Source organism: Boseongicola sp. (genome assembly GCA_014075275.1).
Classification (GTDB): Bacteria; Pseudomonadota; Alphaproteobacteria; order Rhodobacterales; family Rhodobacteraceae.
Map to the genome: position 1 here is coordinate 1,431,509 of CP046179.1, position 23,485 is coordinate 1,454,993.

Genomic DNA, 23,485 nt, shown 5'->3' on the forward strand with positions numbered 1-23,485 from the left:
AAACCAGCGAAGCATAACCCAAAGTTAAGCGGTGCCGTAGGCTTCTGCAATAGCAACGCGCATCGCATCTTCCGGTGACTCTTCGCCCCAAGCCACCAATTGGAATGCGGGGTAAAAACGCTCGGCTGACATAACCGCTGCACGGATCATTGTATCAATCTGCTCTGGTCCGGCGATTTGTCCGCCAGCCAGAACCAGACCATACCGCCAAACCATCAGTTTTTGCGCCGACCAGTAAGCAAACGCCCCAGCCCAGCACATGTCGTTGGTGGCATTCAGCGTTTCAAATAGCGCGGGCAGTTTTTCCTTGGGAGGATCCATTTCAAATGTGCAGATCAAACGCAAAGTCTCGTCCTGTGCTGACCAGGCCAATGTGATCGAATAGGTCCGCCATTGCCCTTCAACGGCCATTGCAATCTGATCGTCCGCCACGCGGTCAAAATCCCACTCGTGATGCTCGGCAAGATGTTCAACTATATCAATTGGGTGAAGTTCATCAGTCGAGAAATACTGCTCGGAAAGCGACATACCGGCCTCATTTTTTGTTTTGCTGGGCAGCGTCATTGGCCACCACAGCTTGGTGCCTGCTCTAGGTTCGGTAGATTCACCTCCGAACCTTACGAGATATGGTGGGGGAGAAGCGGGATTCTGTAAAGGACTAATTTCCAGAATCGACTATTGGACGCATCCAATTTGTGTAGGACCACAAACACAAAAGCCCGCAGCAGCCTGCGGGCTTTGCAACACATTAATTAGCAATGATCAGGCGTCGGTTTTGGCCTCCGCCTCAAGCACATCCATGCGCGCTTTTAGGGCTTCGTTTTCCTCACGGGCTTTTTGCGCCATGGCCCGAACCGCGTCAAATTCCTCGCGCGTCACGAAATCCCGATCCGCCAGCCAACGTTCAATCATACCGGTCATTGCTGTCTCGGCTTCATCCTTTGCTCCCTGGGCCACGCCCATGGCATTGGTCATAAGCTGCGAGATGTCGTCAAAAATCTTGTTGCGGGTCTGCATAACGCCTCCGAATACTTTCACATCACGTATATGGGAACTCGTCAGCGCTTCACAAGGTTGACGGCGCCCTTTGGCCCTGCCACTTCACGTTCATCATGTTGCTTTCGATCCCATTTCCCGAAATCTCGCCGACGTTAATTGAGATCCCACTCGGTCCGATCACACTTGCTATCCGCTGGTACGCGCTGGCCTATATCGCCGGCGTCATCATCGGGTTTCAGATCATCGCTCAGGCGCTGAAACGGCCCGGACTTTGGCCAGACAAACAAGCGCCGATGGGTCGGCCTGCGCTGGATGATTTGGTGACCTGGATGATCATCGGCATCATCCTGGGTGGTCGCCTGGGTTACGTGTTGTTTTATGACCCGGCTCACTTTCTTTCGAATCCTGGCGATATTCCGAAAGTTTGGCAGGGCGGGATGGCGTTTCATGGTGGGTTTTTGGGTGTGGTTGTTGCAGGTGTGCTATTTGCGCGCCGCAATGGCATCCCAATTCCTAAATTGGCCGATGCACTTGCACTGGCAGCTCCCGCCGGGTTGATGCTTGGTCGAATTTCCAATTTTATCAACGCCGAGCTATGGGGCCGTCCAACCGACGTCGCATGGGGTGTCATATTCCCCGGTGTCGCGGCGCAGGATTGCCCCGGTGTCGAAGGTCTTTGTGCGCGGCACCCTTCCCAGCTTTACGAGGCAGGGCTTGAAGGTCTTGTACTGGGCCTGTTCCTACTTTGGCTTGCCTTTGCGCGTGGATGGTTGCGCACGCCGGGCGCAATTTGCGGGTTATTCCTTGCAGGTTACGGTGCAGCGCGATTTTTCGTCGAGTTCTTTCGGGTCGCGGACGCGCAATTCATGACACCTGAAAACCCGCTGGGTCGGGTGTTGTTCATCAGTGATTTCGGCTTTTCGATGGGGCAACTTTTGTCGACACCTATGATCCTTATCGGTCTTGCATTTGTCGTTCTGGCCCGCAGGCGGGCATGAGCAGGCTCAAAGATCTGTTAATTTCGCGTATTCGCGCGGCCGGGCCCATGACCGTGGCAGAATACATGACTACCTGCCTGATGCATCCCGAAGACGGCTACTACACGACACGCGATCCCTTTGGAGCAAAGGGCGATTTCATAACCGCCCCTGACATCAGTCAGATGTTCGGAGAGTTGGTTGGGCTTGCATTGGCGCAGTCATGGATGGATCGCGGTGCTCCTACCCCTTTCAACCTGGTTGAGCTGGGGCCGGGTCGGGGAACCCTGATGGCTGATATTATGCGCGCAACAAAGCACGTCCAAGGTTTTCACGAAGGCGCACAGCTGCATTTGATCGAAGGCTCCCTAAATCTCAAAGCAGCCCAAAAGGGCGCGATAAAGCACCCATTGACCCACCACGATTCGTTCGAAAGCGTTCCGGCGGGACCGGTATTCCTGATTGCGAACGAATTCTTTGACGCACTTCCAATTCGTCAGTTTTTGCGTGACGGCGATGGATGGCGTGAAAGGGTCATCGGAATAGTCGATGAGGTTTTGGCTTTTGGTCTGTCCGACCCCATGAAACCGGAGTTGCTGAACGCAAGACTTGCCGACACGAAGAATGGCGATCTTGTTGAGACCTCTACTTCAACAACAGCAACCGTTCGATCAATTGGGCAACGAATTTTTGACGAAGGTGGCGTCGCTTACATCTTTGATTATGGAAGTGAAATTTCTTTGGGCGATACGTTTCAAGCGCTGAAAGCCCACAAAAAGATCGACCCGCTTGAAACACCTGGAATGGCTGATTTGACTGCCCATGTTGATTTTGGTGCACTGGCGCTGGCGTCTCATCCCGCCGCCACGTCGGCTTCCACGCCACAGGGCATGTTTTTGGAGCGCCTTGGTATTACCGAGCGTGCAAGAGCACTGGCCGCGAACCTGGAAGGCCAGCCATTAGACACGCATATTGCAGCACATCGCCGCTTGACCCACGCGGCAGAAATGGGAACGCTCTTCAAAGTGATTGCGCTGTTCGCGCCTGACACCCCAATACCGCCCGGAGTTTCGATGTGACGCTTGAAATCCTGACTTCCGATTTACTGAGCGACCAAAGGCATGGGTTTTTCACCCGCAAAGGTGGCGCGTCGTCCGGTATTTTTGAGGGATTAAATTGTGGAATGGGGTCCTCGGATCAACAGGAAATCGTTGTCATCAACCGCCAGCGGGTGGCCAATGCGATGGACGTTGGTTCCGAACGTTTAACGGGGGTTCATCAAGTGCACTCCGCAATCGTTGCGACTGTCGGAACCGACGGGCAACCCGACGTGGCAAAGGCAGACGCAATGGTCACCGACCAATTCGGCATTGCATTGGCAGTTTTGACTGCTGACTGCCAGCCCGTCCTTTTCGCCGATCCACAATCCAGAGTTATCGGGGCCGCTCACGCGGGATGGAAAGGCGCGATGTCAGGCGTTCTGGAGGCGACCATAGAGTCGATGGAAAAACTGGGAGCAACACGCGAAGCCATCCGCGCGGTTATTGGCCCGTCGATTAGCCAAAAAGCTTATGAAGTTGGGCCAGAATTCCTAGAGACATTTTTAGACGACGATGCCGGAAATTCACGCTTTTTTGCGAATGGGAATGGCGATCGCTACCAATTCGATTTGCCATCCTATGGCTTGCATCGATTACGTGTTGCCGGCATCGAACATGCCGAATGGACGCGGCATTGCACTTATTCCGATCCGGCTAAGTTCTATTCCTATCGCCGTTCTGTTCATCAGAAAGAAGCGGACTACGGTCGATTGATTTCAGCAATTCGCCTTTAGAAACTCTCTACAAACCACCCTGAAACCGTCACGCCATTGCCCATTTTCATGTGCAAGTTGGTGACAGATCAACGGCAACTGCCGCTGCCATTTCTATGACGGAGACTGTGATGAACGCCAAGCCTCGCTGGATGAAACGCCTCATTTCAACGACTGGGGAAGGCTTGCCACCACTGCCTTATCAAAGACCCGAGAAGCTCAAACGGTTAAAACCGAGGCCCGCCGAAGATGCCCGAGCTTAAGAGCAATGCGCCAAAAATGTGGCGAGCCGATCCAATAACAACCGCTGAAAGGTTGATGTCATGAGTTTCAATCCACCTACGCTGCCGCCCTTTCCGGAAAAGATAAAGGACCGTCCGCGTTCGCAACCCCGCTGGAGCGTGCGGCGCTATAGCCGCCCGGTTTCGGTTCCGGTTAATTCCAAACTGACCCGGCGCTTTGAGACGGAATGGATCGAAGACGGACAAATTCATGACGCCACGCGCGTAGCGCCCGCTCTGCCCGTTTTGAGCAGGCATTCGGAGCATTTGCGCATGGCATCCTGGTTCAGACCACCGAAGGTCCGGTTGCAGTCGAAGACTTGATGCCAGGCACCATGCTGGAATGTGCAAATGGTCGTACAGCCGAGTTGATCTGGAAAGGTGCGATCACCTTAGTTCCGGGCGCACCATCAATGAACGATGAACCCGACCATCTCTATCGCGTGATGTCTGATGCGTTCGGCCTGGGTCGCCCCGTTCAAGACCAAACATTTGGACCTCACGCCCGCAGATTCAATCGTGATCCCAAGGTGCGGGCGGCGTTGGGCGCAGAAGCCGCGTTGGTTCCGCTGTCGACCGGTGCAGATGGAATGTCGGTTATTGAAGTGACACCAGTTGCCCCGACCAAAGTCTATCATTTGGCTTGCGAAAACCACGAAACGATCTTGGCTGCCGGATTGGAGGTTGAGACATATCATCCGGGTCCGGACGTTGCGCTATCACTTTCAGACGAAATGATGCGCTACTATTTGAAGTTCTTTCCTTACCTTTCAGGAATCTCTGGCTTCGGGCGCCTTGCTGCGCCCCGTATCACCGTCGAGGAACTTGACGGTCTGATGTAATCTCAGGCCGTTTGGTTCAAACGATCTTCCAAAACGTCAAAAGGAACACCGGGTTCGTCCTTTGCGTCGCGAATGACCAATGATGTCTTAACGCTTGCGACATTTGGCGCGGCGGTCAGTTCCTCGGTCAAGAACCTTTGGAAAGTCGACAGATCGGGCGCGACGCATTTCAAAATGAAGTCGACTTCACCGTTCAGCATATGACATTCACGTACCAACGGCATTGACCGACAAAGGTTTTCAAATGCCACAAGATCCACTTCGGCCTGACTTTGAAGGCCAACCATAGCGAAGACCTGCACTTCAAATCCTAAAGATCTGGCGTCAACGGCGGCATGATAACCGCGAATGTATCCCTGATCTTCCAATGTCCGCACTCGGCGCAAACATGGTGGCGCAGAGATTCCTACCCGCGAAGCCAGTTCGACATTGGTCATGCGCCCATCTGCCTGAAGTTCGGCAAGGATCATTCGATCGATTGGGTCCAGCTTATTGCCTGGCATGAATCCTCCCAGATTTTTCGGAAGTGTATGCGGGCATCGTTGGCCGCGCAATAATATTTCAATTCTGCGCAATATTCTTAAGAGATGCCCAATGAAGGGTCAACTCTGCGCGACGCCCCTTTTAGTCGCTTTTTACTGCGTCTATATCAGTCTGGCTGCCGACAAAAAGGGGATCACCATGGGCGAGACAAAGCATAGCCGAGTTCTGATAATTGGCTCTGGCCCTGCAGGGTATACAGCGGCCGTCTACGCCAGTCGCGCCATGCTAAAACCGGTTCTTGTTCAGGGCATTCAGCCGGGCGGGCAATTGACGATCACAACAGAAGTCGAGAACTGGCCTGGCGACATAGAGGTGCAAGGTCCAGACCTTATGCAACGCATGGAAGCTCATGCTCGCAGCGTCGAAACCGAAATCATTTCCGATCATATTCAGTCGGTTGACTTGTCGGCGCGACCATTCACGGCACAAGGCGACGGCGGCACCACCTACACGACCGACGCCCTAATTCTGGCGACTGGCGCGCAAGCAAAATGGCTTGGATTGCCATCCGAGGAACACTTCAAAGGCTTTGGCGTATCCGCTTGCGCGACCTGCGACGGGTTCTTTTATCGAGGTCAGGAAGTTGTGGTCATTGGCGGCGGAAACACGGCTGTTGAGGAAGCTCTGTTTCTTACTAAATTTGCATCGAAGGTTACACTGATTCACCGTCGTGATTCGCTTCGCGCGGAAAAAATTCTGCAAAACCGTCTATTCAAGAACGAGAAGATCGAAGTTCTCTGGGACCACAGTGTTGATGAGGTGATTGGCGGGAACAATCCTCGCGGGGTGGAAGGCGTCCGTGCCAAGCATGTATCAACTGGTGAGATCACAGAGATCCCCTGCAAAGGGTTTTTTGTGGCTATTGGCCATGCACCGGCTTCCGAATTGGTCAAGGACCAACTGGAGCTTCACAATGGCGGCTATGTTGTGACAGCACCAGACTCAACGGCGACTTCCATTCCCGGTGTCTTTGCTGCCGGCGACATTACCGACCACGTTTATCGTCAGGCGGTGACGTCTGCAGGCATGGGATGCATGGCGGCGCTTGAGGCTGAACGCTTTCTTGCGGAACAAGAAGAAGAAGCCGAACAGACCCCAACCGTAGCGGTCAGTGCCGCAGAATAACCTCAATATTTCAGTCACTTCACGCAGGGTCACCAGTGCGTGACCCTAGGTAGGATTGCACAGCGGGCTGTGCTCCTTTCGGCATGTTGGACTTACCCAACTAACGAAATGAGGGAGAACCCATGAGCACTATTGCGAAGTCAGTTATTGTTTTGTCCTTACTTGGAACTTTGGCGGCCTGCGAAACGCACGACGACGAAGCAATGATGAAAGATGAGGCCATGATGGACAAAGACGCCATGATGGATGACGGCGAGATGATGAAAAAGTAATCTTCTATTATTAATCATGTCATTGAGGCGCAGTTTGCGGGCTGCGCCTCATTGGTTTCTGAGCACTCTTCCCGTCAGTAAATTAAAGTTTTAGCGCGCGTATCCTTTCACTTTCAGCTCTTGGCGTCATCATTTTCAGTTTCGCCAATCGCTGTAACTACGCATTTCCCAATAGGAAAATTTGACCAAATTCTGGGCTTGCGTCGCCGCGCGCTTGGTTATTTACGTCCACCAAATCATTTCAGCTTAAGAAACAGGCCATGCTGCACCCAACTCACGCCCCAATCCCTGAACTTTTCGTTTCCTACGAAAGTGCGCAAAAACTAAAAGTCGATGCCGGCGAGTTGCCGTCGTGGGACCTGACGCCTCGTCAAATTTGCGATCTGGAACTATTGATGAATGGCGGGTTCAACCCGCTGAAGGGATTTCTAAACGAGGCTGACTATAACGGTGTCCTCGACAACATGCGCCTTGCGGATGGCACGCTTTGGCCAATGCCTATCACGCTGGATGTATCGCAAAATTTCGCTGAGACCGTAAATCCGGGCCAGGACATTGCCCTACGCGATCAGGAAGGTGTGATCCTGGCGATTATGTCTGTCACGGATCAATGGTCGCCTGACAAATCCGCTGAAGCTGAGAAAGTGTTTGGCGCGGACGACTCTGCGCATCCAGCTGTAAATTATCTACACAATCAGGCGGGTCCAGTTTATCTGGGCGGTCCGGTCACAGGTATTCAGCAGCCGGTGCATTATGATTTCAAGATGCGCCGCGACACCCCGAATGAGTTGCGCGCATATTTTCGCAAATTGGGTTGGCGGCGCGTTGTGGCATTTCAAACCCGCAATCCTCTTCATCGCGCTCATCAGGAACTGACGTTCCGGGCGGCGAAAGAGGCTCAGGCCAACCTGCTTATCCATCCTGTTGTCGGCATGACAAAACCTGGTGACGTTGACCATTTCACGCGGGTCCGCTGCTACGAGGCAGTGTTGGATAAATACCCAGCCGCGACAACGACCATGAGCCTTTTGAATCTGGCGATGCGTATGGCAGGTCCCCGTGAAGCGGTTTGGCATGGCCTGATCCGCAAAAATCATGGCTGTACCCACATGATCATAGGACGCGATCACGCCGGTCCCGGAATGAATTCGGCTGGTGAAGATTTTTACGGCCCTTACGACGCGCAAGAACTATTCCGCAAACATCAGGACGAAATCGGCATCGAAATGGTTGATTTCAAACACATGGTCTTTGTGCAGGACCGCGCACAATATGAACCGGCTGACGAAGTTGAAAAGAACGCGACAGTCCTGAATATTTCCGGAACCGAATTGCGTCGCAGACTGCGCGAGGGCCTGGAAATTCCCGAGTGGTTTTCGTTCGGCGAAGTCGTAAACGAATTGCGACGCCGGTATCCGCCCCGCTCGAAACAGGGGTTCACTGTCTTTTTCACCGGTTTGTCCGGATCTGGAAAATCTACAATAGCCAATGCTCTTTTGGTCAAGCTCATGGAAATGGGAGGCCGACCCGTCACACTATTGGATGGCGACATCGTGCGAAAAAACCTGTCATCCGAGTTGGGCTTCTCGAAAGAGCACCGCGACCTGAACATTCGGCGTATTGGTTACGTCGCCAGCGAAATCACCAAGAACGGCGGTATCGCAATCTGCGCACCAATTGCGCCTTACGCAACAACGCGTCGTGCCGTCCGCGAAGACATCGAACAGTTTGGCGCATTTTTGGAGATACACGTCGCGACTTCTCTGGAAGAATGTGAACGTCGCGATCGCAAAGGTCTTTATAAGCTGGCTCGCGAAGGGAAAATCGCAGAATTCACTGGCATTTCTGACCCTTATGACATCCCAGATTCTCCTGAGGTGCGTCTGGACACCGAGAATGTCGAGGTCGATCACTGTGCGCATCAAGTTCTGCTGAAACTTGAGCAACTGGGATTGGTTGCCGGCTAAGTAAAGGCGGGCCTTTAGAGTAATCAGATGGGCCCGCGGGCGCGGCTATCATCGCAGATCAAAAATATCCGATATCTGGTGCCAGTCATTCTCAGATTTGGCAACGATGAGCCGTCCTTCATGCTGTGTGGGCGTGTAGTTGATGCCGGAGGTAAAACGCGCAATGCCACCGCATTCCTGGGCGACCAAACAGCCAGCAGCGTGATCCCATGGCGTCAATATTGGTGAAACCACAAAGTCGACCACGTTTCGTGCGAGCAAACGATACTCGTGTGCCGAACACCGCAGGGAGTCAGCCTTCGCAAATGTGGGAATGCAATCGAAAACCTTCGAGCGTTCAGAGCCGGTGAAACTTGTCGCGTGCACATACCCGGTTGCCTTGGATGCAACTATGCGGCTCTTGCCGAAATTAAGCTGTGTCTCCACCCCATTCTTGGAAACGTGTCGCGCACCTTCATTGCGCTGAGCAACGACATAGTCATCCGACATCGGGTCGTAGATCAGTCCCCACAACGTATGCCCTTGAGCAACAACCGCCAGCATGACCCCGAACAATGGCAATCCATTGGCAAAATTCCAGGTGCCATCGACTGGGTCGACCAACACACAAACTTCCGCATCGGCAACGTCAGAAAGCAAAGCCGCACCCGCAGACACGGCTTCTTCGCCAATGACGACTGCGTGGGGAATAATGTCCTGAATACCTTGGGTTAGGCATCGCTCCGCTTCGCGGTCGGCAACGGTCACCAGATCATCGGCGTGGGTCTTCGTTTCGATTTCGTTAGGGGCGAGCGCCATAAATCGCGGCAAAATCTCTTTAGTCGCAACCTGACGCACCAGTGCGACAAGTCGTGCCTCAGTGGATGCGTTGATGTTCACTCAGACAATCCCCGCCCTTTCAACATCGCATCCGGACCAGGCATTCGGCCCCGGAAAGCAGTATAAAGTTCAGCGGCGTCCTTGCTGCCACCGCTAGAAAGAACCTGGTGCTCCAGTTTCGCCGCCGTTGCCGGATCAAAGGGATCTCCGACTTCTTCAAAGGCCTGAAATGCATCAGCATCCATGACTTCCGACCACATGTAGCTGTAATATCCGCTGGAATATCCGTCACCGGAAAACACATGTGCAAAATGCGGCGTTGCGTGGCGCATTGGAATGGCGTGGGGCATGCCTATGCGATCAAGAACCTCTGCCTGTCGCTGCATCGGATCAGAAGGGGGGTCACCCCGATGGAAATCCAAATCAACCAGAGCTGACGCGACATACTCGACCGTTTGAAATCCCATGTCATAGGTTGCGGCGTTCAGAAGATTTTTCAGAAGATGCTCGGGCATGGGTGCGCCTGTCTCGGCATGCGTCGCATATTTCGCAAGCACTTCTGGGACTTCGAGCCAGTGCTCAAAAAGCTGGCTGGGCAATTCGACAAAATCACGTGCGACGCTGGTACCTGAAATACTTTCATATGTGACGTCGCTCAGCATTTGGTGCAGCGCGTGGCCGAACTCGTGAAACAAGGTGCGCGCGTCGTCAAAGCTGAGCAATGCTGGCTGGCCTTCTGGAGGTTTGGCGAAATTACAGACGTTTATGACAATCGGTCGAACGTCGCCGCCTAGCTTGCGCTGTGATCGAAGCGCAGAACACCAAGCGCCTGAACGCTTGGAACCACGATTGAAGTAATCGCCTATGAAAACAGCCAAGTGTTTACCGTCGCGCGAAATTTCCCAAGCGCGGGCATCTGGGTGATTTAATGGGACGTCAATCGGTTCGGCGGTAATTCCAAATAGACGCCCGGCACAGTCAAATGCAGCCTCGATCATACGGTCCAACTGCAGATACGACTTTAGTTCGGCCTCATCCAGATCGTGTTCGGCGACGCGGCGACGTTCGCTGTAGTACCGCCAATCCCAAGGTTCGAAAACACTGTCGTCGCCATCGGCACGCATCATTTCACCCAAAACCTCGGCGTCTTGCAAAGCCGTTGCACGAGCTGGTTCCCAAACTTGCATCAGCAAGTCTTCAACAGCACTGGGCGCACCGGCCATTTCGGTTTCAAGTTTGTATTTTGCAAAATCGGCATACCCCAAAAGAGCCGCCCGCTCGTGACGCAAGGCCAATATTTCGGCAGTGATCGCGCGATTGTCGGTTTCACCACCGTTAGCGCCGCGCGAAGTCCATGCCCGCCACGTTTTTTCGCGGAGGTCTCTACGACTGGAGAATTGCAGGAACGGCACAATCAAGGATCTGGAAAGGGTAATTACCGGGCCGGACCTGTCTTTCTCCTGACCGGCGGCCTTTGCGGCAGAGATCAGAAAATCCGGCAGCCCTTCCAAGTCTTCACTGGCGAGATCCAGGTACCACGATCTTTCTTCGGCCAGCAGATTTTGGGTAAAGTCCGTTCCTAGAATTGCGAGTCGTGCCTTGATCTGACTAAGTCTATCTTTGTCGCCTCCTTCAAGTTTCGCTCCTGCGCGCAAAAATCCGCGGCGCGTCAGCATCAAAACGCGTGACTGCTCGGCCGTCAGAGTCAAGCTGTCACGTTGCTCCCAAAGGCTTTCGATGCGTTGAAACAGTCGCGTATTCATGGAAACTTCTGACGAGAATTCAGATATCTTAGGTGAGAATGCGCGCTGAAGCTCTTCGCGAACCGAGTTTGAATCCGTTCCGGCAAGATTAAAAAATACCGACAGAACTTTGCCCAGAGTTTCGTCTGCTAACTCCAGCGCTTCGATCGTGTTTTCAAAAGTCGGTAATTCACTGTTTTCGGCAATTGCACCGATCGCCGCGCGCGCATCGGCCAAAGCCTGATCCAAAGCGGGCGAAAAATCGTCGTCAGTTATCAAATCAAATGGCGGAAGGCCAAAAGGTGTCGTCCAATCAGCCAGGATGGGGTTATTCATCGGTGCCTCAATACAATTTGCTATTCAGATGTTACCTATGGTCGCGACCTATCCGCTTCCAGTTGCTACCGCGTCGCTGCCGCAGGTCGCGCAGTCCTGACGAGGGGATATGCGGATCGTCCGAACATCCGCATATAGTGCGTCGTAGATCATCAGGCGGCCCAAAAGGGTCTCTCCGGCGCCCGCCAGAAACTTTATTGCTTCAACGGCCATCATCGACCCAACGACACCCGGAAGCGGACCAAGAACTCCACCCTCTGCGCAACTGGGAGCAAGACCTTGAGCAGGTTGCTCGGGAAAAACGCATCGATAACACGGCGCGCGCCGCGATGGGTCAAAGACGCTGATCTGACCTTCCCACTGACTGATCGCTGCCGAAATCAATGGAATCTTCAGCCGCGTGCACACGTCATTGACCAGATAACGAGTATCCGCATCATCGGTTCCATCCAGGACCAGATCAAAGTCACCGATGATCTGATCGGCGACGTCCGAATTGATGCGGCGATTGAACGGTCTGACTTCAATGAACGGGTTCTGCGCACGCATGGCGATTTCAGCTGAAAACACCTTGGGCATACCAATGCGGTCGTCGTTATGGATAACCTGACGTTGAAGGTTTGAATTCTCGACTTTGTCGTCGTCGATAACCCCAATCGTTCCGACTCCTGCCGCAGCCAGATACTGAAGAGCAGGTGCTCCCAGTCCACCGGCCCCGACGACAAGCACACGAGCCTTTTTTAACTTTTGTTGCCCGGGTCCACCAATCTCGCGCAAGACAATGTGGCGGGCGTTACGCTCCAGCTCACTTGTCGAGGCATTGGATTGCATAGAATTGCCTTCAAGGTTCTCGGGTCGGACCTGAGTTTTCAAATACCGCAGTCCGCGCACATAGCCCCACACCAGCAACGCAAGTACACCTACGATCAACCATTCGCCCGGGGAACCGCCTGTCGCCACGCGTATGGAATGACCATCTGGGAACAATAGTTGTGCAGCCAGAACTGCCAAGTAAAGTAAGGCCAGCATCAATACTCGGACTGCAGTTGGAGCTTTCAACAGATGCCCAACACCCCAAATAATTGCAGCTAATGCCAAAACCAAGATCATCAGCTCAGCCCCGTCGAACCAAAACCCTCGGCCCCTCGTCCGGTCGCATTGAGAGTTTCGCTTTCTTCAAAGTCCGCCTGCACAACTGGCGCGACGACAAGTTGCGCAATCCTGTCGCCGTGAGCAATCTCAACGGGTTCCTCACCTAAGTTGATGACAATTACACCCAACGGGCCGCGGTAGTCGCTGTCGATGGTTCCCGGAGAATTGACCAACCCGAGGCCTTTTTTCAAAGCCAAACCAGAACGCGGTCGTATCTGAACCTCGAATCCAGCGGGAATTTCAACCGACACGCCCGTAGGAACAAGAGCGCGCTCCATTGGTGACAGAGTCATGCCTGACCGCTGCTCCTGCGAGAAATTCGCTCGGATATCTGCTCCGGCGGCACCGGCAGTTTCATATTTCGGCAGGGCAATCGTCGGGTCTGATTGCGGTAAACGCAGTATACGAACGACGGGTGTCATCTCAGGTGAGAACTTCGGCAATGCGCGCGGCCAGCTTTCGGGCAACTTGGTCTTTTGGCATCATTGGCCAAGTCTCTGCGCCGTCTGCGTCGATAATTGTAACTGCATTTTGCGTTCCGCCCATGATACCGGTTTCAGGAGAGACGTCGTTTGCAACAATCCAATCGCACCCCTTGCGTTGCCGCTTGGCTGTAGCGTTCTGCAACACGTCGTCCGTTTCAGCCGCAAAACCGATCACAAGGTTGGGTCGGCCTTCAGCCAATTGACTTACGCTGGCCAAGATATCGGGGTTCTCGATCAACTCGAACGTCGGGGGGTTCCCGCTTTTATCCTTTTTTATTTTGCCATCAGACTCGATTGCCACATGCCAGTCAGCGACAGCGGCGGTAAAAACCGCTGCGTCGGCAGGCAGGTTTGCGTTCACAGCGTCCAGCATCTGGCGAGCACTTTGGACTGCCATTACCGTGACGCCCGAGGGCGGAGGCGTGTCCGCAGGCCCGGTTACAAACGTAACGCGCGCGCCAAGCGCCGATAGCGCCGATGCAATGGCCGTGCCCTGTGCGCCGGATGATCGGTTGGCAATGTAGCGCACCGGGTCAATTGCCTCGTGAGTTGGACCGGAAGTTACCAATACATGCCTGCCTTTAAGCGGGCCGTCAGCCAGCGCATCTACGATTGCGTCGTAAATTGCTTGTGGTTCGGCCATACGTCCCGGACCGAATTCGCCACACGCCATGTCCCCTTCATCTGGTCCAATGCGGCGGATACCGTCGGCTTCGAGCGTCGCGACATTTCGTTGATTAGCGGGATGCAGCCACATTCTGACATTCATTGCAGGAGCTACTAATACCGGAGTGTCAGTTGCCAAAAGAATGGTCGAAGCTAGATCGTCTGCATGTCCACCGGCCATTTTCGCCATCAGGTCTGAGGTCGCGGGGGCAACAACGACCAGATCGGCCGAACGAGACAATTCGATGTGTCCCATCTCTGCTTCATCAGTGAGATCAAATAGATCAACATACACCTTATCTGCTGCAAGTGCCGAGGCTGACAGCGGAGTGACAAACTCCTGGGCAGCCCGAGTCAATACAGGGGTAACGCTACCACCGGATTTTCGGATCAGGCGAATGAGTTCCAGCGATTTGAAGGCGGCAATACCACCACCAATGACAAGTAGAATGCGCTTTCCTGCAAGCATGATTTTTCCTTTTGCGCGTTGCTCCAAGTGTTACGGGGCATAGGCGCAAGGGGCAAGCGCGTGAGATGCGCTTGTAAGGGCAAGTAACCACATATGAATCGTTTAGTTTAGAAACTCGGTAACTTCGGAGGACCTTTTTTCCAACGACTTTCGCATTTTGGCAAATGACGATGCTTCTAGTTGGCGCACGCGTTCCTTTGATAAACCAAGCTCATTTCCAAGACACTCAAGAGTGCGGGGAACGTCACGCAACTTGCGCTCTCGAACGATCAGTTGCTCGCGATCACTCAACGAGGACATGGCCCCGATCAACCATTCACGAATGGTTTCAAGGTCCTTTTGATGCTCAACCTCGGCTGATTGCTGCGCCGTTTCGTCCTCGAGTGTGTCAATCCACTCGCGCCCGTCTTCGTCTGAGGATTGCAGTGCGTTCAAAGAGAAATCGGATCCGGAAAGCCGCCCTTCCATCATCTCTACATCGTGTAAAGGAACTCCAATCTCGGCTGCGATTTTCTGGCGCATCTCTTCACGATTCAAAACTTCGCCTGCCGCAGCAGCTTCCCGTTCCAAACGAGCCTGAACGCGCCGCAGATTGAAGAACAGCGATTTCTGTGAAGAAGTGGAGCCCGTGCGCACCATCGACCAGTTCCGCATGACATGATCCTGGATCGAGGCTTTGATCCACCAAACAGCGTAGGTCGAGAAACGGACCCCGCGATCAGGATCGAATTTTTCCGCTGCTTTCATCAGGCCCAAACCAGCTTCTTGAATAAGGTCGTTCATGGGCGCGCCATAGCGACGGAACTTTGATGCCATTGAGATTGCAAGCCGCATATAGGCCGTAATCAGCCGGTGAAGCGCCTCCTCGTCGCGACAATCGCGCCAAGCGTAGGCCAGTTGCAACTCTGTGTCGGCGTCCAATAATTCGGCCTTCATCGCAACCCGTGAAAGTTGTTGATTAAAGTTACCATCCAGCGCCATGCAGAATCTCCCTGTTGCCCATATTTTGTTGGGCACTTCTTTGCCTTCATAATTTTATACTGTGGCCGCGCCATTTCAGATCAAAATTGACTGAAATTAACGACAATGCCCCACCAACCGGACTTTCGATTTGCAGTTAACCGTCGGTTAATGCTGCCACGGTCTATTGGTGCAAACACAAGGCTCCATCATGGTTGCACGCAGCTACACAGTTGCTTTTGAAGGCATCGACGCCCGTTTAGTCGAAGTGCAATGCGCGCTTTCACCGGGCATTCCCAGCTTTTCTATTGTGGGATTGCCGGACAAGGCCGTCTCGGAAGCGCGTGAACGGATTCGGGCGGCACTTTGTGCTATGTCCATCGCGCTGCCGTCCAAGCGAATTACCGTAAACCTGTCACCAGCGGACATTCCCAAAGAAGGTTCGCACCTTGATCTGCCAATCGCCCTATCGCTTTTGGCGGCCATTGGGATACTGCCAGCAGACTCGGTTGAGACACTGGTCGCACTTGGGGAATTATCTTTGGATGGTGGTTTGGTCCCTGTTGCCGGTGCATTACCTGCCGCACTGGCCGCAGCCGAGGCGCAAAGGACGCTAATGTGCCCAACACAATCCGGAGCTGAAGCAGCATGGGTCAGCGAAACAGCTGTCGTTGCGCCAAACTCGTTGGCGGCTGCGGTCGCGCATCTCACTGGTAGTTGTCCTGTCTCATTGTCACTTCCCGGCGAAGCCATCGCCAATTGGGACACTCCTGATATGCGCGATGTTCGTGGACAAGAGCGTGCCAAACGCGCTTTGGAAATTGCTGCTGCTGGCCGACACCACGTGTTGCTAGTTGGCACCCCGGGATCTGGTAAATCCATGCTTGCGGCACGTTTACCCGGCATCTTGCCGGCACTCAGCCCCGGCGAGGCATTGGAAACTTCCATGGTACAATCGCGCGCGGGAATGATTGATGCCGGCGGCATTTCGCGCCGCCGACCATTTCGCGCTCCGCATCATACAGCATCCATGGCTGCAATCGTTGGCGGTGGAAAAGGCGCACTTCCCGGAGAAATCAGCCTGGCGCACAATGGAGTGCTGTTTATGGACGAATTTCCCGAGTTCCCGCGTGGCGTCCTGGAAACATTGCGCCAACCGATTGAGACCGGTGACGTTACGGTGGCGCGTGCAAATGCGCATGTGCGCTACCCCTGTCGATTCCTTCTGATCGCCGCCGCCAACCCCTGCAAATGTGGCTACTTGTTTGACCCGGCGCGCGCTTGCCCACGAGTGCCGGGCTGTGGCGATGATTATCTGGGGCGAATTTCCGGCCCATTGATGGATCGCTTCGACATCCGGATAGAAGTGCCGCCGGTTTCGTTCAGCGATCTTGATCTGCCACAAGATCCGAGCGAATCCTCAGCCACAATAGCCGCGCGGGTGCAATCAGCACGGGAACGACAGGCAGACCGATATGCTGACCTGGAAGGAGTTCGCGTCAACGCAGATATCTCTGGTGAGTTGCTGAACGATGTGGCCCGCCCAGATGATGAAGGGCGTGCACTATTGTTGAAAGCAGCCGAAAAGATCGGGCTTTCGGCGCGTGGATATCACCGGGTCTTAAAAGTTTCCCGCACCATCGCAGATCTGGCGGGCGACACCGATGTCACACGCCAGCACGTTGCAGAGGCTTTGAGTTATAGGATATTGTCAGACCGCGCTGGCTGATCTTGCCTCGATTGCATCCCAAATGGCACCGGCAACATTCGTTCCGTCAAACCGCTCCAGTTCCTGGATGCCCGTTGGCGAGGTAACATTTATCTCTGTCAGGTAATTCCCGATAACGTCGATGCCGACAAATACCTGACCCTTTTCTTTCAGCAGCGGTCCAATCGCTGCACATATTTCCAGGTCGCGCTCGGTCAATCCGATTTTCTCGGCACGTCCGCCAACGTGCATGTTTGATCTTGTTTCGCCTTCTTTGGGCACACGATTGATGGCACCGATTGGGTCCCCATCGACAAGTATAATTCGCTTGTCACCGTTACTGACGTCCGGCACGAATTTTTGCGCAATTAAGGGCTCGCGATTAATGCCCGTGAATAGCTCGTGCAAACTGGCAAAATTTCGATCATCCGGGGTCAGGCGAAAAACACCTGCTCCGCCGTTTCCATAAAGCGGCTTCACGATAATATCGCCGTGACGTTCGCGAAATGCCCGAAGGGTATCCAGATCACGGGCTATGGTTGTCGGAGGTGTCAATTCAGGAAACTGAAACACCAGCAATTTCTCTGGATAATTTCGCACCCAGAATGGATCGTTGACGACCAGGGCCGATCCGGCAAGCTGATCCAGTAGATGCGTTGTCGTAATATAGCCCATGTCAAAAGGTGGATCCTGACGCAGCCAGACAACATCAAAATCGGCCAGATCGACCGTCGTTTCCGCGCCAAGATCGAAGTGATTGCCGACTTCACGGCGAACCGTCAACGGCCAACCACGTGCGGTGATCTTGCCCTCGTCCCAGGATAGTCGATCCGGAGTATAGTAAAACAGCTCAGATCCGCGTGACTGCGCCTCTTCAGCGATTCTGAAAGATGAATCAGCATTGATGTCGATACTCTCGATAGGATCCATTTGGATTGCTACACGCATATCTACACCTCATGACATTCTTGCTCAGGGGCGTTCTGACCCATCCATTCCCGCAACGCAATGTGCGCGAAGGCAGATCAGAGTGTTACATTTTCGATTATCTGGGTTTCGCCCTGCCCGTTCACCAGGGCGACATCGACCCGCGTATTAGTAAGTTGCCCCATTGGTTGCGTTGCAAGAAATTCTTCGCCTGCGCGTGTAATGCGCAATATTTGACCTGCGGTGATGCGTTCGGCAGCTTTGGCAAAATCGCGCGATTTCTTTACTTCAACGAAGACGATCTCGGAACCTTTACGGACGACAAGGTCTATTTCGCCAGACTTGCCACGCCAGCGGCGCGCGGCAATTTCGCCGCCACGTTCACAATACTCGCGCTCGACGCCCGATTCAGCTGCCAGCCCATCATGGTAGTTCGTCAAACCGCGCAATTGTCTGGTCATGCCTGCTCCGTTGTAAGGTCTAGGCATAACCCAATTACACGAAGAACCGATTAAGCTCCGGACTTTAACTCTAGCCCAAGCTGATAAACGTCCCGTTTGGACACGCCCAGACGCTCTGCAACTTCGGTAGCCGCCTGCTTAAGTTTCATGGTTTCAAGCGCTTGATTTAGTTCTTCGGCAACCTGTTCGTCCGTTATGGTCACGCTGCCCTTGCCTATGCAGACGACGATTTCGCCCCTCTGCGTCATGCTTGAAAGCGACTCTACCAACTCGCTCAAAGTGCCGCGTCGAACTTCTTCGAACTTCTTTGTCAGCTCTCGGCAGATTGCGGCGTCACGGTCTGCCCCAAGCACGTCACTTGCAGATTCCAACAACAGACCCAGCCGTTTCGGGCTCTCATACAAGATCAAAGTTCCGGGAATATCCTTAAATTTCTTTAGAAATTTCTCGCGAGCTGACTTGGTCGTTGGTGGAAAACCGACGAACACAAAGCAGTCGCTTGGCAACCCCGACACCGTTAGTGCAGCGAGGGCAGCGGAAGCTCCGGGAGCAGATGTGACATTCACTCCGGCAGAAGCTGCGTCTCGGCCAAGTGCAAAACCCGGGTCCGAAACAAGCGGAGTGCCAGCTTCCGAGGCATATGCCAGCGACTTCCCACTCTGTATCAACGAGATTAGCTTTTCTCTTACTCCTGAGCCGCTGTGATCGTGATACGAAAGCACTTGTCGTCCTGACAATGGAACGCCGTGTATCTCCATCAACCTGCGCAGCGATCTTGTGTCTTCTGCGACCAGCACATCCGCATCTCGAAGAATGTCCAATGCGCGCAACGTTACGTCACGGGCGTGGCCGATTGGTGTCGCAACAAAGTGCAAACCGGCCGGCAGTGTTTGTCGGTCATTCTCTGCCGTCATCGCGGGGTCTGCGATTTACTTGATCGTTGATTAAGCCTAGGTTCGCGCAAGGTATGTATCCGCCACAACAAAAGGTTTTCAGATGGTCGCGTTTTTGTCAGTCCGCCGCAAGGTTGTCTCGGGTTTGGTGGCTGTTTTGGCCTCGGGTGTTCTGGCTGCTTGCGACGTATCGCTTGGAAATGGTCCGCTGATCAATACTCAAAGGTCTGTACCTGTCGCGCTTTTGGTACCGGCAAGCTCATCGACAAGCGCAGAACTAGCGTTGTCATTGGAAAACGCGGCGCGAATGGCCGTTGGCGACCTTCAGGGGGCGGCCATAGATTTGCGAGTCTATGACACCGAAGGCACCCCGGAAGGCGCTACAATCGCAGCTTCAGATGCGCTTAGCGAAGGAGCGCGGATAATTGTTGGCCCCCTATTTGGTGAGGCTGCACGAGCAGCCGGTCAAGTGGCCGCGCCGCGTGGTGTTAACGTCCTGTCGTTCTCGAATAATCCGGGCGTGGCGGGCGGCAACGTTTTTGTCATGGGCAACACGTTCCAGACCGCCGCTGATCGGCTTGTTCGCTATTCTGTTTCGCAGGGCAAAAACCGCTTTTTCATTGTTCACGAAGAAACGGCTGCCGATGAATTGGCGCGCGTGTCGATAGAACGCGCACTAGCTGCAAACGGCGGCGTTTTGGCCGGCGCGATGAGCTATCCGAAGTCGCAGACCGGAGTCATCGAAGCCGTTCCAAATATCGCACGCGAGTTTCGTGCATCTGGTGCTACTGTACTAATTGCAACGGCAAATGCTTCAGATCGCGGGACATTACCGTTTTTGTCTGAACTGCTTCCGGAGAACGGGATTGATCCCGAAGTTGCGCAATTCGTCGGCATCCAAAGGTTGGACGTTCCAGCCAGCGCGTTGTCATTGAAGGGTCTTCAAGGAGCATGGTTCGCGGCGCCTGACCCGGATCTAAGCGCTCGCTTCGATGCCCGTTATCAGGCTGCCTTTGGTCGAACTCCAAGCCCGGTAACTGGTCTGGCTTATGATGCTGTCGCTGCCGTGGGCGCTTTGATCGCACAGGGAAATTCTAATGCACTCAGCCGCGAAAGCCTGATTCAAGGTCAGGGGTTTGCAGGTGTTTATGGGCCGTTTCGCTTCTTCCAGAACGGCACGAACGAGCGCGGTCTTGCCGTGGCACAAATCCAGAACAATCAGGTAACTGTCATTGATACCGCTCCAAGAAGCTTTGCCGGCCCGGGTTTCTGAACCTGACGCATCTGGGGGATCGAACAACTTGAGTCTGATTGCTCCAGATGCCGAGATTTTCGACCACGACGCGGTTATGGCCGAGATTGTTGCAGCTCTTGGTGATTGCACAGATGGCCGCTCTATTCGTAATGCGACTGTCGAAGTGCTAAAGTCCGCGCTGGAGTCTGGTCGCGAACGAATTGCAGCAGGTTTTGATAACGATCCATTGGCAGCGCGACCCGTAGTGCGGGCTTATTCTTTGCTTACTGATGGCGTGGTGAAAACGGTCTTACAGATCGCGCAGACACGATTGCATCCAAATCCAAACCCAACCGAAGGCGAGCGATTAGCAGTGATCGCGGTCGGTGGGTATGGCCGCGGGGAAATGGCACCGCATTCCGATGTCGACTTACTGTTTCTGATGCCCTGGAAAGTCACGCCGTGGGCCGAGAGTCTGATCGAAAGCATGTTGTATATGTTTTGGGATCTGCATTTGAAGGTCGGGCATTCCAGTCGAACTGTGCAAGACTGCCTTCGGCTGGGTCGTGATGATTACACAATTCGCACTGCCTTGCTGGAGCATAGATTTCTGGCTGGAGATGAGTCTCTTGCCGAAGAACTACACAACCGACTTAAGACCGAGTTGTTCAAAGGCAGCGCTGCGGAATTCATTGAAGCCAAACTAGTCGAACGCGCAGAGCGGCACCGCAAACAGGGCGGGCAGAGGTATATGGTCGAGCCGAATGTCAAAGAGGGCAAAGGCGGCTTGCGCGATCTTCAGACTTTGTTCTGGATCGGCAAATACATCCACGGAGTCCAAGACGTTAGTGACCTGGTTGGTCTGGGGCTGTTTCGACAGGATGAATACGACGGCTTTGTAGCGGCCGAAAGCTTCCTTATGGCAGTCAGGACCCATATGCATTTGGTCGCCAATCGCGCCATGGATCAATTGACATTCGACATGCAGGTCGAAGTTGCCCAACGCATGAAATATTCTGATCGCGGAGGGCGTCGTGCTGTTGAACACTTCATGCAGGACTATTTTCGCCACGCTACGCAGGTTGGCGAACTAACACGCATTTTCCTGACTGCACTTGAAGCAGCGCATGTGAAAAATGCACCGTCCCTAGCGACATTTTTTAGGAGACGCCGTAAAGTTGCTTCAGAGTATACGATCAAGCACAATCGAATTGCAGTAACGCGTCAGAAATCCTTTTTGTCTGACAAATTGAACTTGTTGCGTATCTTTGATGAAGCCCTGAGAACCGGTTATCTGATCCACCCCGATGCAATGCGTTTGGTTTCGGCCAATTTGCATCTGATCGACGAGGACATGCGAAACTCGCCCGAAGCCAACCGAATATTCATGGATTTACTGATTAAGCGCGGCAATCCGGAAAGGGCTCTGCGCCGCATGAATGAATTGGGGGTCCTGGCTGCCTTCATCCCCGAATTCGCACCAGTTGTCGTGATGATGCAGTTCAACATGTACCACAGCTATACCGTTGATGAGCATACCATCCAGTGCCTTTCCATTCTTGCACAAATCGAGCGTGGCGAGTTGGTGGAAGAACTACCCATCGCAAGTCAGGTCCTAAAGGACGGGGTGAATCGAAAAGTTTTGTATGCGGCCTTGTTGCTGCATGACATTGGCAAGGGTCGACCCGAAGATCACTCCATTCTTGGAGCAAAAATCGCTCGCAAGGTCGCTCCACGGCTTGGATTGAAGTCAGACGAAGCTGAAACTGTCGAGTGGCTGGTGCGCTATCATCTTTTGATGTCCGATATGGCGCAGAAACGCGACATTTCCGACCCGCGAACGGTCCGCGACTACGCAAAGGCGGTGAAGACCAAAAAGCGCCTGGATCTGATGACTGTCTTGACTGTCTGTGACATTCGTGGCGTTGGGCCGGGCGTCTGGAACAATTGGAAAGCACAATTATTGCGCGGCCTACACCGACAAACAGCAGCAGCTCTGGAACACGGGCTAGAGGCTGTCAATCGCGAAGCGGCAGAGAAAGAAGCAAAGAAGGCTCTCCGGATTGCGCTGGTCTCTTGGGACACAAAACAGCTTCGCCGCGAGACCAGTCGGCACTATGGCCCCTATTGGCAGGGTTTGCCAAACGACACCCATGTCGTCTTTGCAGACATGTTGCGCGACATTGCGGATGATGAGATCCTCACCAATCTGACCCCCGACGAAGATCGAGATGCGACGCGCGTTTGTTTTGCCTTGTCGGACCATCCTGGAATATTTTCGCGGCTGGCAGGTGCACTGGCATTAGTCGGCGCAAACGTCGTGGATGCACGAACCTATACGTCGTCTGACGGCTATGCGACGGCTGTTTTCTGGGTTCAGGACGCCGAAGGTCATCCTTATGAGTCCGCGCGTCTGCCGCGCCTGAGGACGATGATCGAAAAGACGCTTCACGGAACTGTCCTACCTAGGAAATCTCTTGTCGACCGTGACAAGATGAAGAAGCGCGAGAAAGCGTTTAAGGTCCCGACCTCTATAACCTTCGACAACGAAGGATCGGATATCTACACGATCATCGAAGTTGATACGCGTGATCGTCCGGGCCTTTTGTATGACCTTACGCGCACGCTGGCGGAAGCGAACGTCTACATCGCCAGTGCCGTCATCGCGACATATGGTGAGCAGGTCGTGGATACGTTCTATGTTAAAGATATGTTCGGCCTGAAATTCCACGCTGCGAGTAAGCAAAAGACCTTGGAAGCCAAACTACGGGATGCCATCACGGCTGGAGCAAAACGGGCGCGAGACGCATGACG

Annotated in this window: 22 protein-coding genes; 10 read left to right on the forward strand and 12 right to left on the reverse strand. The window is 53.7% G+C overall.

Features of this window, described 5'->3' with window-relative positions; genetic code table 11:
* Window positions 1–24 precede the first annotated feature (24 nt).
* Both GKR98_07215 and GKR98_07220 read right to left on the reverse strand, forming a co-directional pair.
* On the reverse strand, window positions 25–528 hold the full coding sequence (locus GKR98_07215) for a diacylglyceryl transferase (protein ID QMU60008.1): 504 nt from the start codon (window positions 526–528) through the stop codon (window positions 25–27).
* 234 nt (window positions 529–762) lie between these two features.
* Window positions 763–1,017 carry an accessory factor UbiK family protein gene (locus GKR98_07220; protein ID QMU58004.1) on the reverse strand — a complete coding sequence of 85 codons (255 nt, stop codon included), beginning with the start codon at window positions 1,015–1,017 and terminating at the stop codon, window positions 763–765.
* 92 nt (window positions 1,018–1,109) lie between these two features.
* On the opposite strand from GKR98_07220, the gene GKR98_07225 reads away from it, so the two are divergent.
* From GKR98_07225 to GKR98_07240, 4 genes are all read left to right on the forward strand, one after another.
* Window positions 1,110–1,997: a prolipoprotein diacylglyceryl transferase gene (locus GKR98_07225; GenBank protein ID QMU58005.1), complete on the forward strand. Its 888-nt coding sequence runs from the start codon at window positions 1,110–1,112 to the stop codon at window positions 1,995–1,997.
* The gene (locus tag GKR98_07230; protein ID QMU58006.1) at window positions 1,994–3,055 is read left to right on the forward strand and encodes a class I SAM-dependent methyltransferase; all 1,062 of its coding nucleotides are present in this window, start codon (window positions 1,994–1,996) and stop codon (window positions 3,053–3,055) included. The genes GKR98_07225 and GKR98_07230 overlap by 4 nt, the downstream gene beginning before the upstream one ends.
* Window positions 3,052–3,810: a peptidoglycan editing factor PgeF gene (pgeF, locus tag GKR98_07235; protein ID QMU58007.1), complete on the forward strand. Its 759-nt coding sequence runs from the start codon at window positions 3,052–3,054 to the stop codon at window positions 3,808–3,810. The genes GKR98_07230 and pgeF overlap by 4 nt, the downstream gene beginning before the upstream one ends.
* Before the next feature lie 538 nt (window positions 3,811–4,348).
* A complete protein-coding gene (locus tag GKR98_07240) occupies window positions 4,349–4,912 on the forward strand; it encodes a type I secretion protein (GenBank protein QMU58008.1) in 564 nt (187 codons plus the stop codon).
* A gap of 2 nt (window positions 4,913–4,914) precedes the next feature.
* Here the strand turns inward: GKR98_07240 and GKR98_07245 are convergent, their stop codons facing one another.
* Window positions 4,915–5,415, reverse strand: coding sequence for a winged helix-turn-helix transcriptional regulator (locus tag GKR98_07245; GenBank protein QMU58009.1), 501 nt, complete (start codon window positions 5,413–5,415; stop codon window positions 4,915–4,917).
* A 178-nt stretch (window positions 5,416–5,593) separates the two neighbouring features.
* Here GKR98_07245 and trxB point away from each other — a divergent pair, with 178 nt between their 5' ends.
* The 3 genes from trxB to GKR98_07260 all read left to right on the forward strand — a co-directional run bounded on the left by trxB (window position 5,594) and on the right by GKR98_07260 (window position 8,819).
* Window positions 5,594–6,580: a thioredoxin-disulfide reductase gene (gene trxB / locus GKR98_07250; protein ID QMU58010.1), complete on the forward strand. Its 987-nt coding sequence runs from the start codon at window positions 5,594–5,596 to the stop codon at window positions 6,578–6,580.
* Between the two features lie 122 nt (window positions 6,581–6,702).
* Window positions 6,703–6,852 carry a hypothetical protein gene (locus GKR98_07255; GenBank protein ID QMU58011.1) on the forward strand — a complete coding sequence of 50 codons (150 nt, stop codon included), beginning with the start codon at window positions 6,703–6,705 and terminating at the stop codon, window positions 6,850–6,852.
* A gap of 260 nt (window positions 6,853–7,112) precedes the next feature.
* A complete protein-coding gene (locus GKR98_07260; GenBank protein QMU58012.1) occupies window positions 7,113–8,819 on the forward strand; it encodes a bifunctional sulfate adenylyltransferase/adenylylsulfate kinase in 1,707 nt (568 codons plus the stop codon).
* 48 nt (window positions 8,820–8,867) lie between these two features.
* Here the strand turns inward: GKR98_07260 and GKR98_07265 are convergent, their stop codons facing one another.
* The 6 genes from GKR98_07265 to GKR98_07290 form a co-directional block, all read right to left on the reverse strand.
* Entirely contained in the window at window positions 8,868–9,698 is an 831-nt protein-coding gene (locus tag GKR98_07265; protein QMU58013.1) for an inositol monophosphatase, read from the reverse strand.
* On the reverse strand, window positions 9,695–11,716 hold the full coding sequence (locus GKR98_07270) for a peptidase M3 (protein QMU58014.1): 2,022 nt from the start codon (window positions 11,714–11,716) through the stop codon (window positions 9,695–9,697). Before GKR98_07270 ends, GKR98_07265 begins: the two co-directional genes overlap by 4 nt.
* 48 nt (window positions 11,717–11,764) lie before the next feature.
* Entirely contained in the window at window positions 11,765–12,826 is a 1,062-nt protein-coding gene (gene moeB, locus GKR98_07275) for a molybdopterin-synthase adenylyltransferase MoeB (GenBank protein QMU58015.1), read from the reverse strand.
* On the reverse strand, window positions 12,826–13,290 hold the full coding sequence (locus GKR98_07280; protein ID QMU60009.1) for a dUTP diphosphatase: 465 nt from the start codon (window positions 13,288–13,290) through the stop codon (window positions 12,826–12,828). Before GKR98_07280 ends, moeB begins: the two co-directional genes overlap by 1 nt.
* A 1-nt stretch (window position 13,291) precedes the next feature.
* Complete coding sequence (gene coaBC, locus GKR98_07285) at window positions 13,292–14,488, reverse strand: bifunctional phosphopantothenoylcysteine decarboxylase/phosphopantothenate--cysteine ligase CoaBC (protein ID QMU58016.1); 1,197 nt, start codon at window positions 14,486–14,488, stop codon at window positions 13,292–13,294.
* 102 nt (window positions 14,489–14,590) lie between these two features.
* The gene (locus GKR98_07290) at window positions 14,591–15,469 is read right to left on the reverse strand and encodes an RNA polymerase factor sigma-32 (protein ID QMU58017.1); all 879 of its coding nucleotides are present in this window, start codon (window positions 15,467–15,469) and stop codon (window positions 14,591–14,593) included.
* Window positions 15,470–15,659: 190 nt separating this feature from the next.
* Between GKR98_07290 and GKR98_07295 the strand changes: the two genes are divergently transcribed.
* Window positions 15,660–17,177: a YifB family Mg chelatase-like AAA ATPase gene (locus tag GKR98_07295; protein QMU58018.1), complete on the forward strand. Its 1,518-nt coding sequence runs from the start codon at window positions 15,660–15,662 to the stop codon at window positions 17,175–17,177.
* On the opposite strand, the gene gshB is transcribed toward GKR98_07295, so the two are convergent.
* From gshB to rsmI, 3 genes are all read right to left on the reverse strand, one after another.
* Window positions 17,160–18,104: a glutathione synthase gene (gshB, locus tag GKR98_07300; protein ID QMU58019.1), complete on the reverse strand. Its 945-nt coding sequence runs from the start codon at window positions 18,102–18,104 to the stop codon at window positions 17,160–17,162. The two genes, GKR98_07295 and gshB, sit on opposite strands and share 18 nt — an antisense overlap.
* 77 nt (window positions 18,105–18,181) lie before the next feature.
* Window positions 18,182–18,532, reverse strand: coding sequence for a hypothetical protein (locus tag GKR98_07305; protein ID QMU60010.1), 351 nt, complete (start codon window positions 18,530–18,532; stop codon window positions 18,182–18,184).
* Between the two features lie 62 nt (window positions 18,533–18,594).
* Complete coding sequence (rsmI, locus tag GKR98_07310; GenBank protein ID QMU58020.1) at window positions 18,595–19,458, reverse strand: 16S rRNA (cytidine(1402)-2'-O)-methyltransferase; 864 nt, start codon at window positions 19,456–19,458, stop codon at window positions 18,595–18,597.
* An 82-nt stretch (window positions 19,459–19,540) separates the two neighbouring features.
* Here rsmI and GKR98_07315 point away from each other — a divergent pair, with 82 nt between their 5' ends.
* Both GKR98_07315 and GKR98_07320 read left to right on the forward strand, forming a co-directional pair.
* Window positions 19,541–20,710 carry an ABC transporter substrate-binding protein gene (locus tag GKR98_07315; protein QMU58021.1) on the forward strand — a complete coding sequence of 390 codons (1,170 nt, stop codon included), beginning with the start codon at window positions 19,541–19,543 and terminating at the stop codon, window positions 20,708–20,710.
* Window positions 20,670–23,483: a [protein-PII] uridylyltransferase gene (locus GKR98_07320; protein ID QMU58022.1), complete on the forward strand. Its 2,814-nt coding sequence runs from the start codon at window positions 20,670–20,672 to the stop codon at window positions 23,481–23,483. The genes GKR98_07315 and GKR98_07320 overlap by 41 nt, the downstream gene beginning before the upstream one ends.
* Window positions 23,484–23,485: the final 2 nt, after the last annotated feature.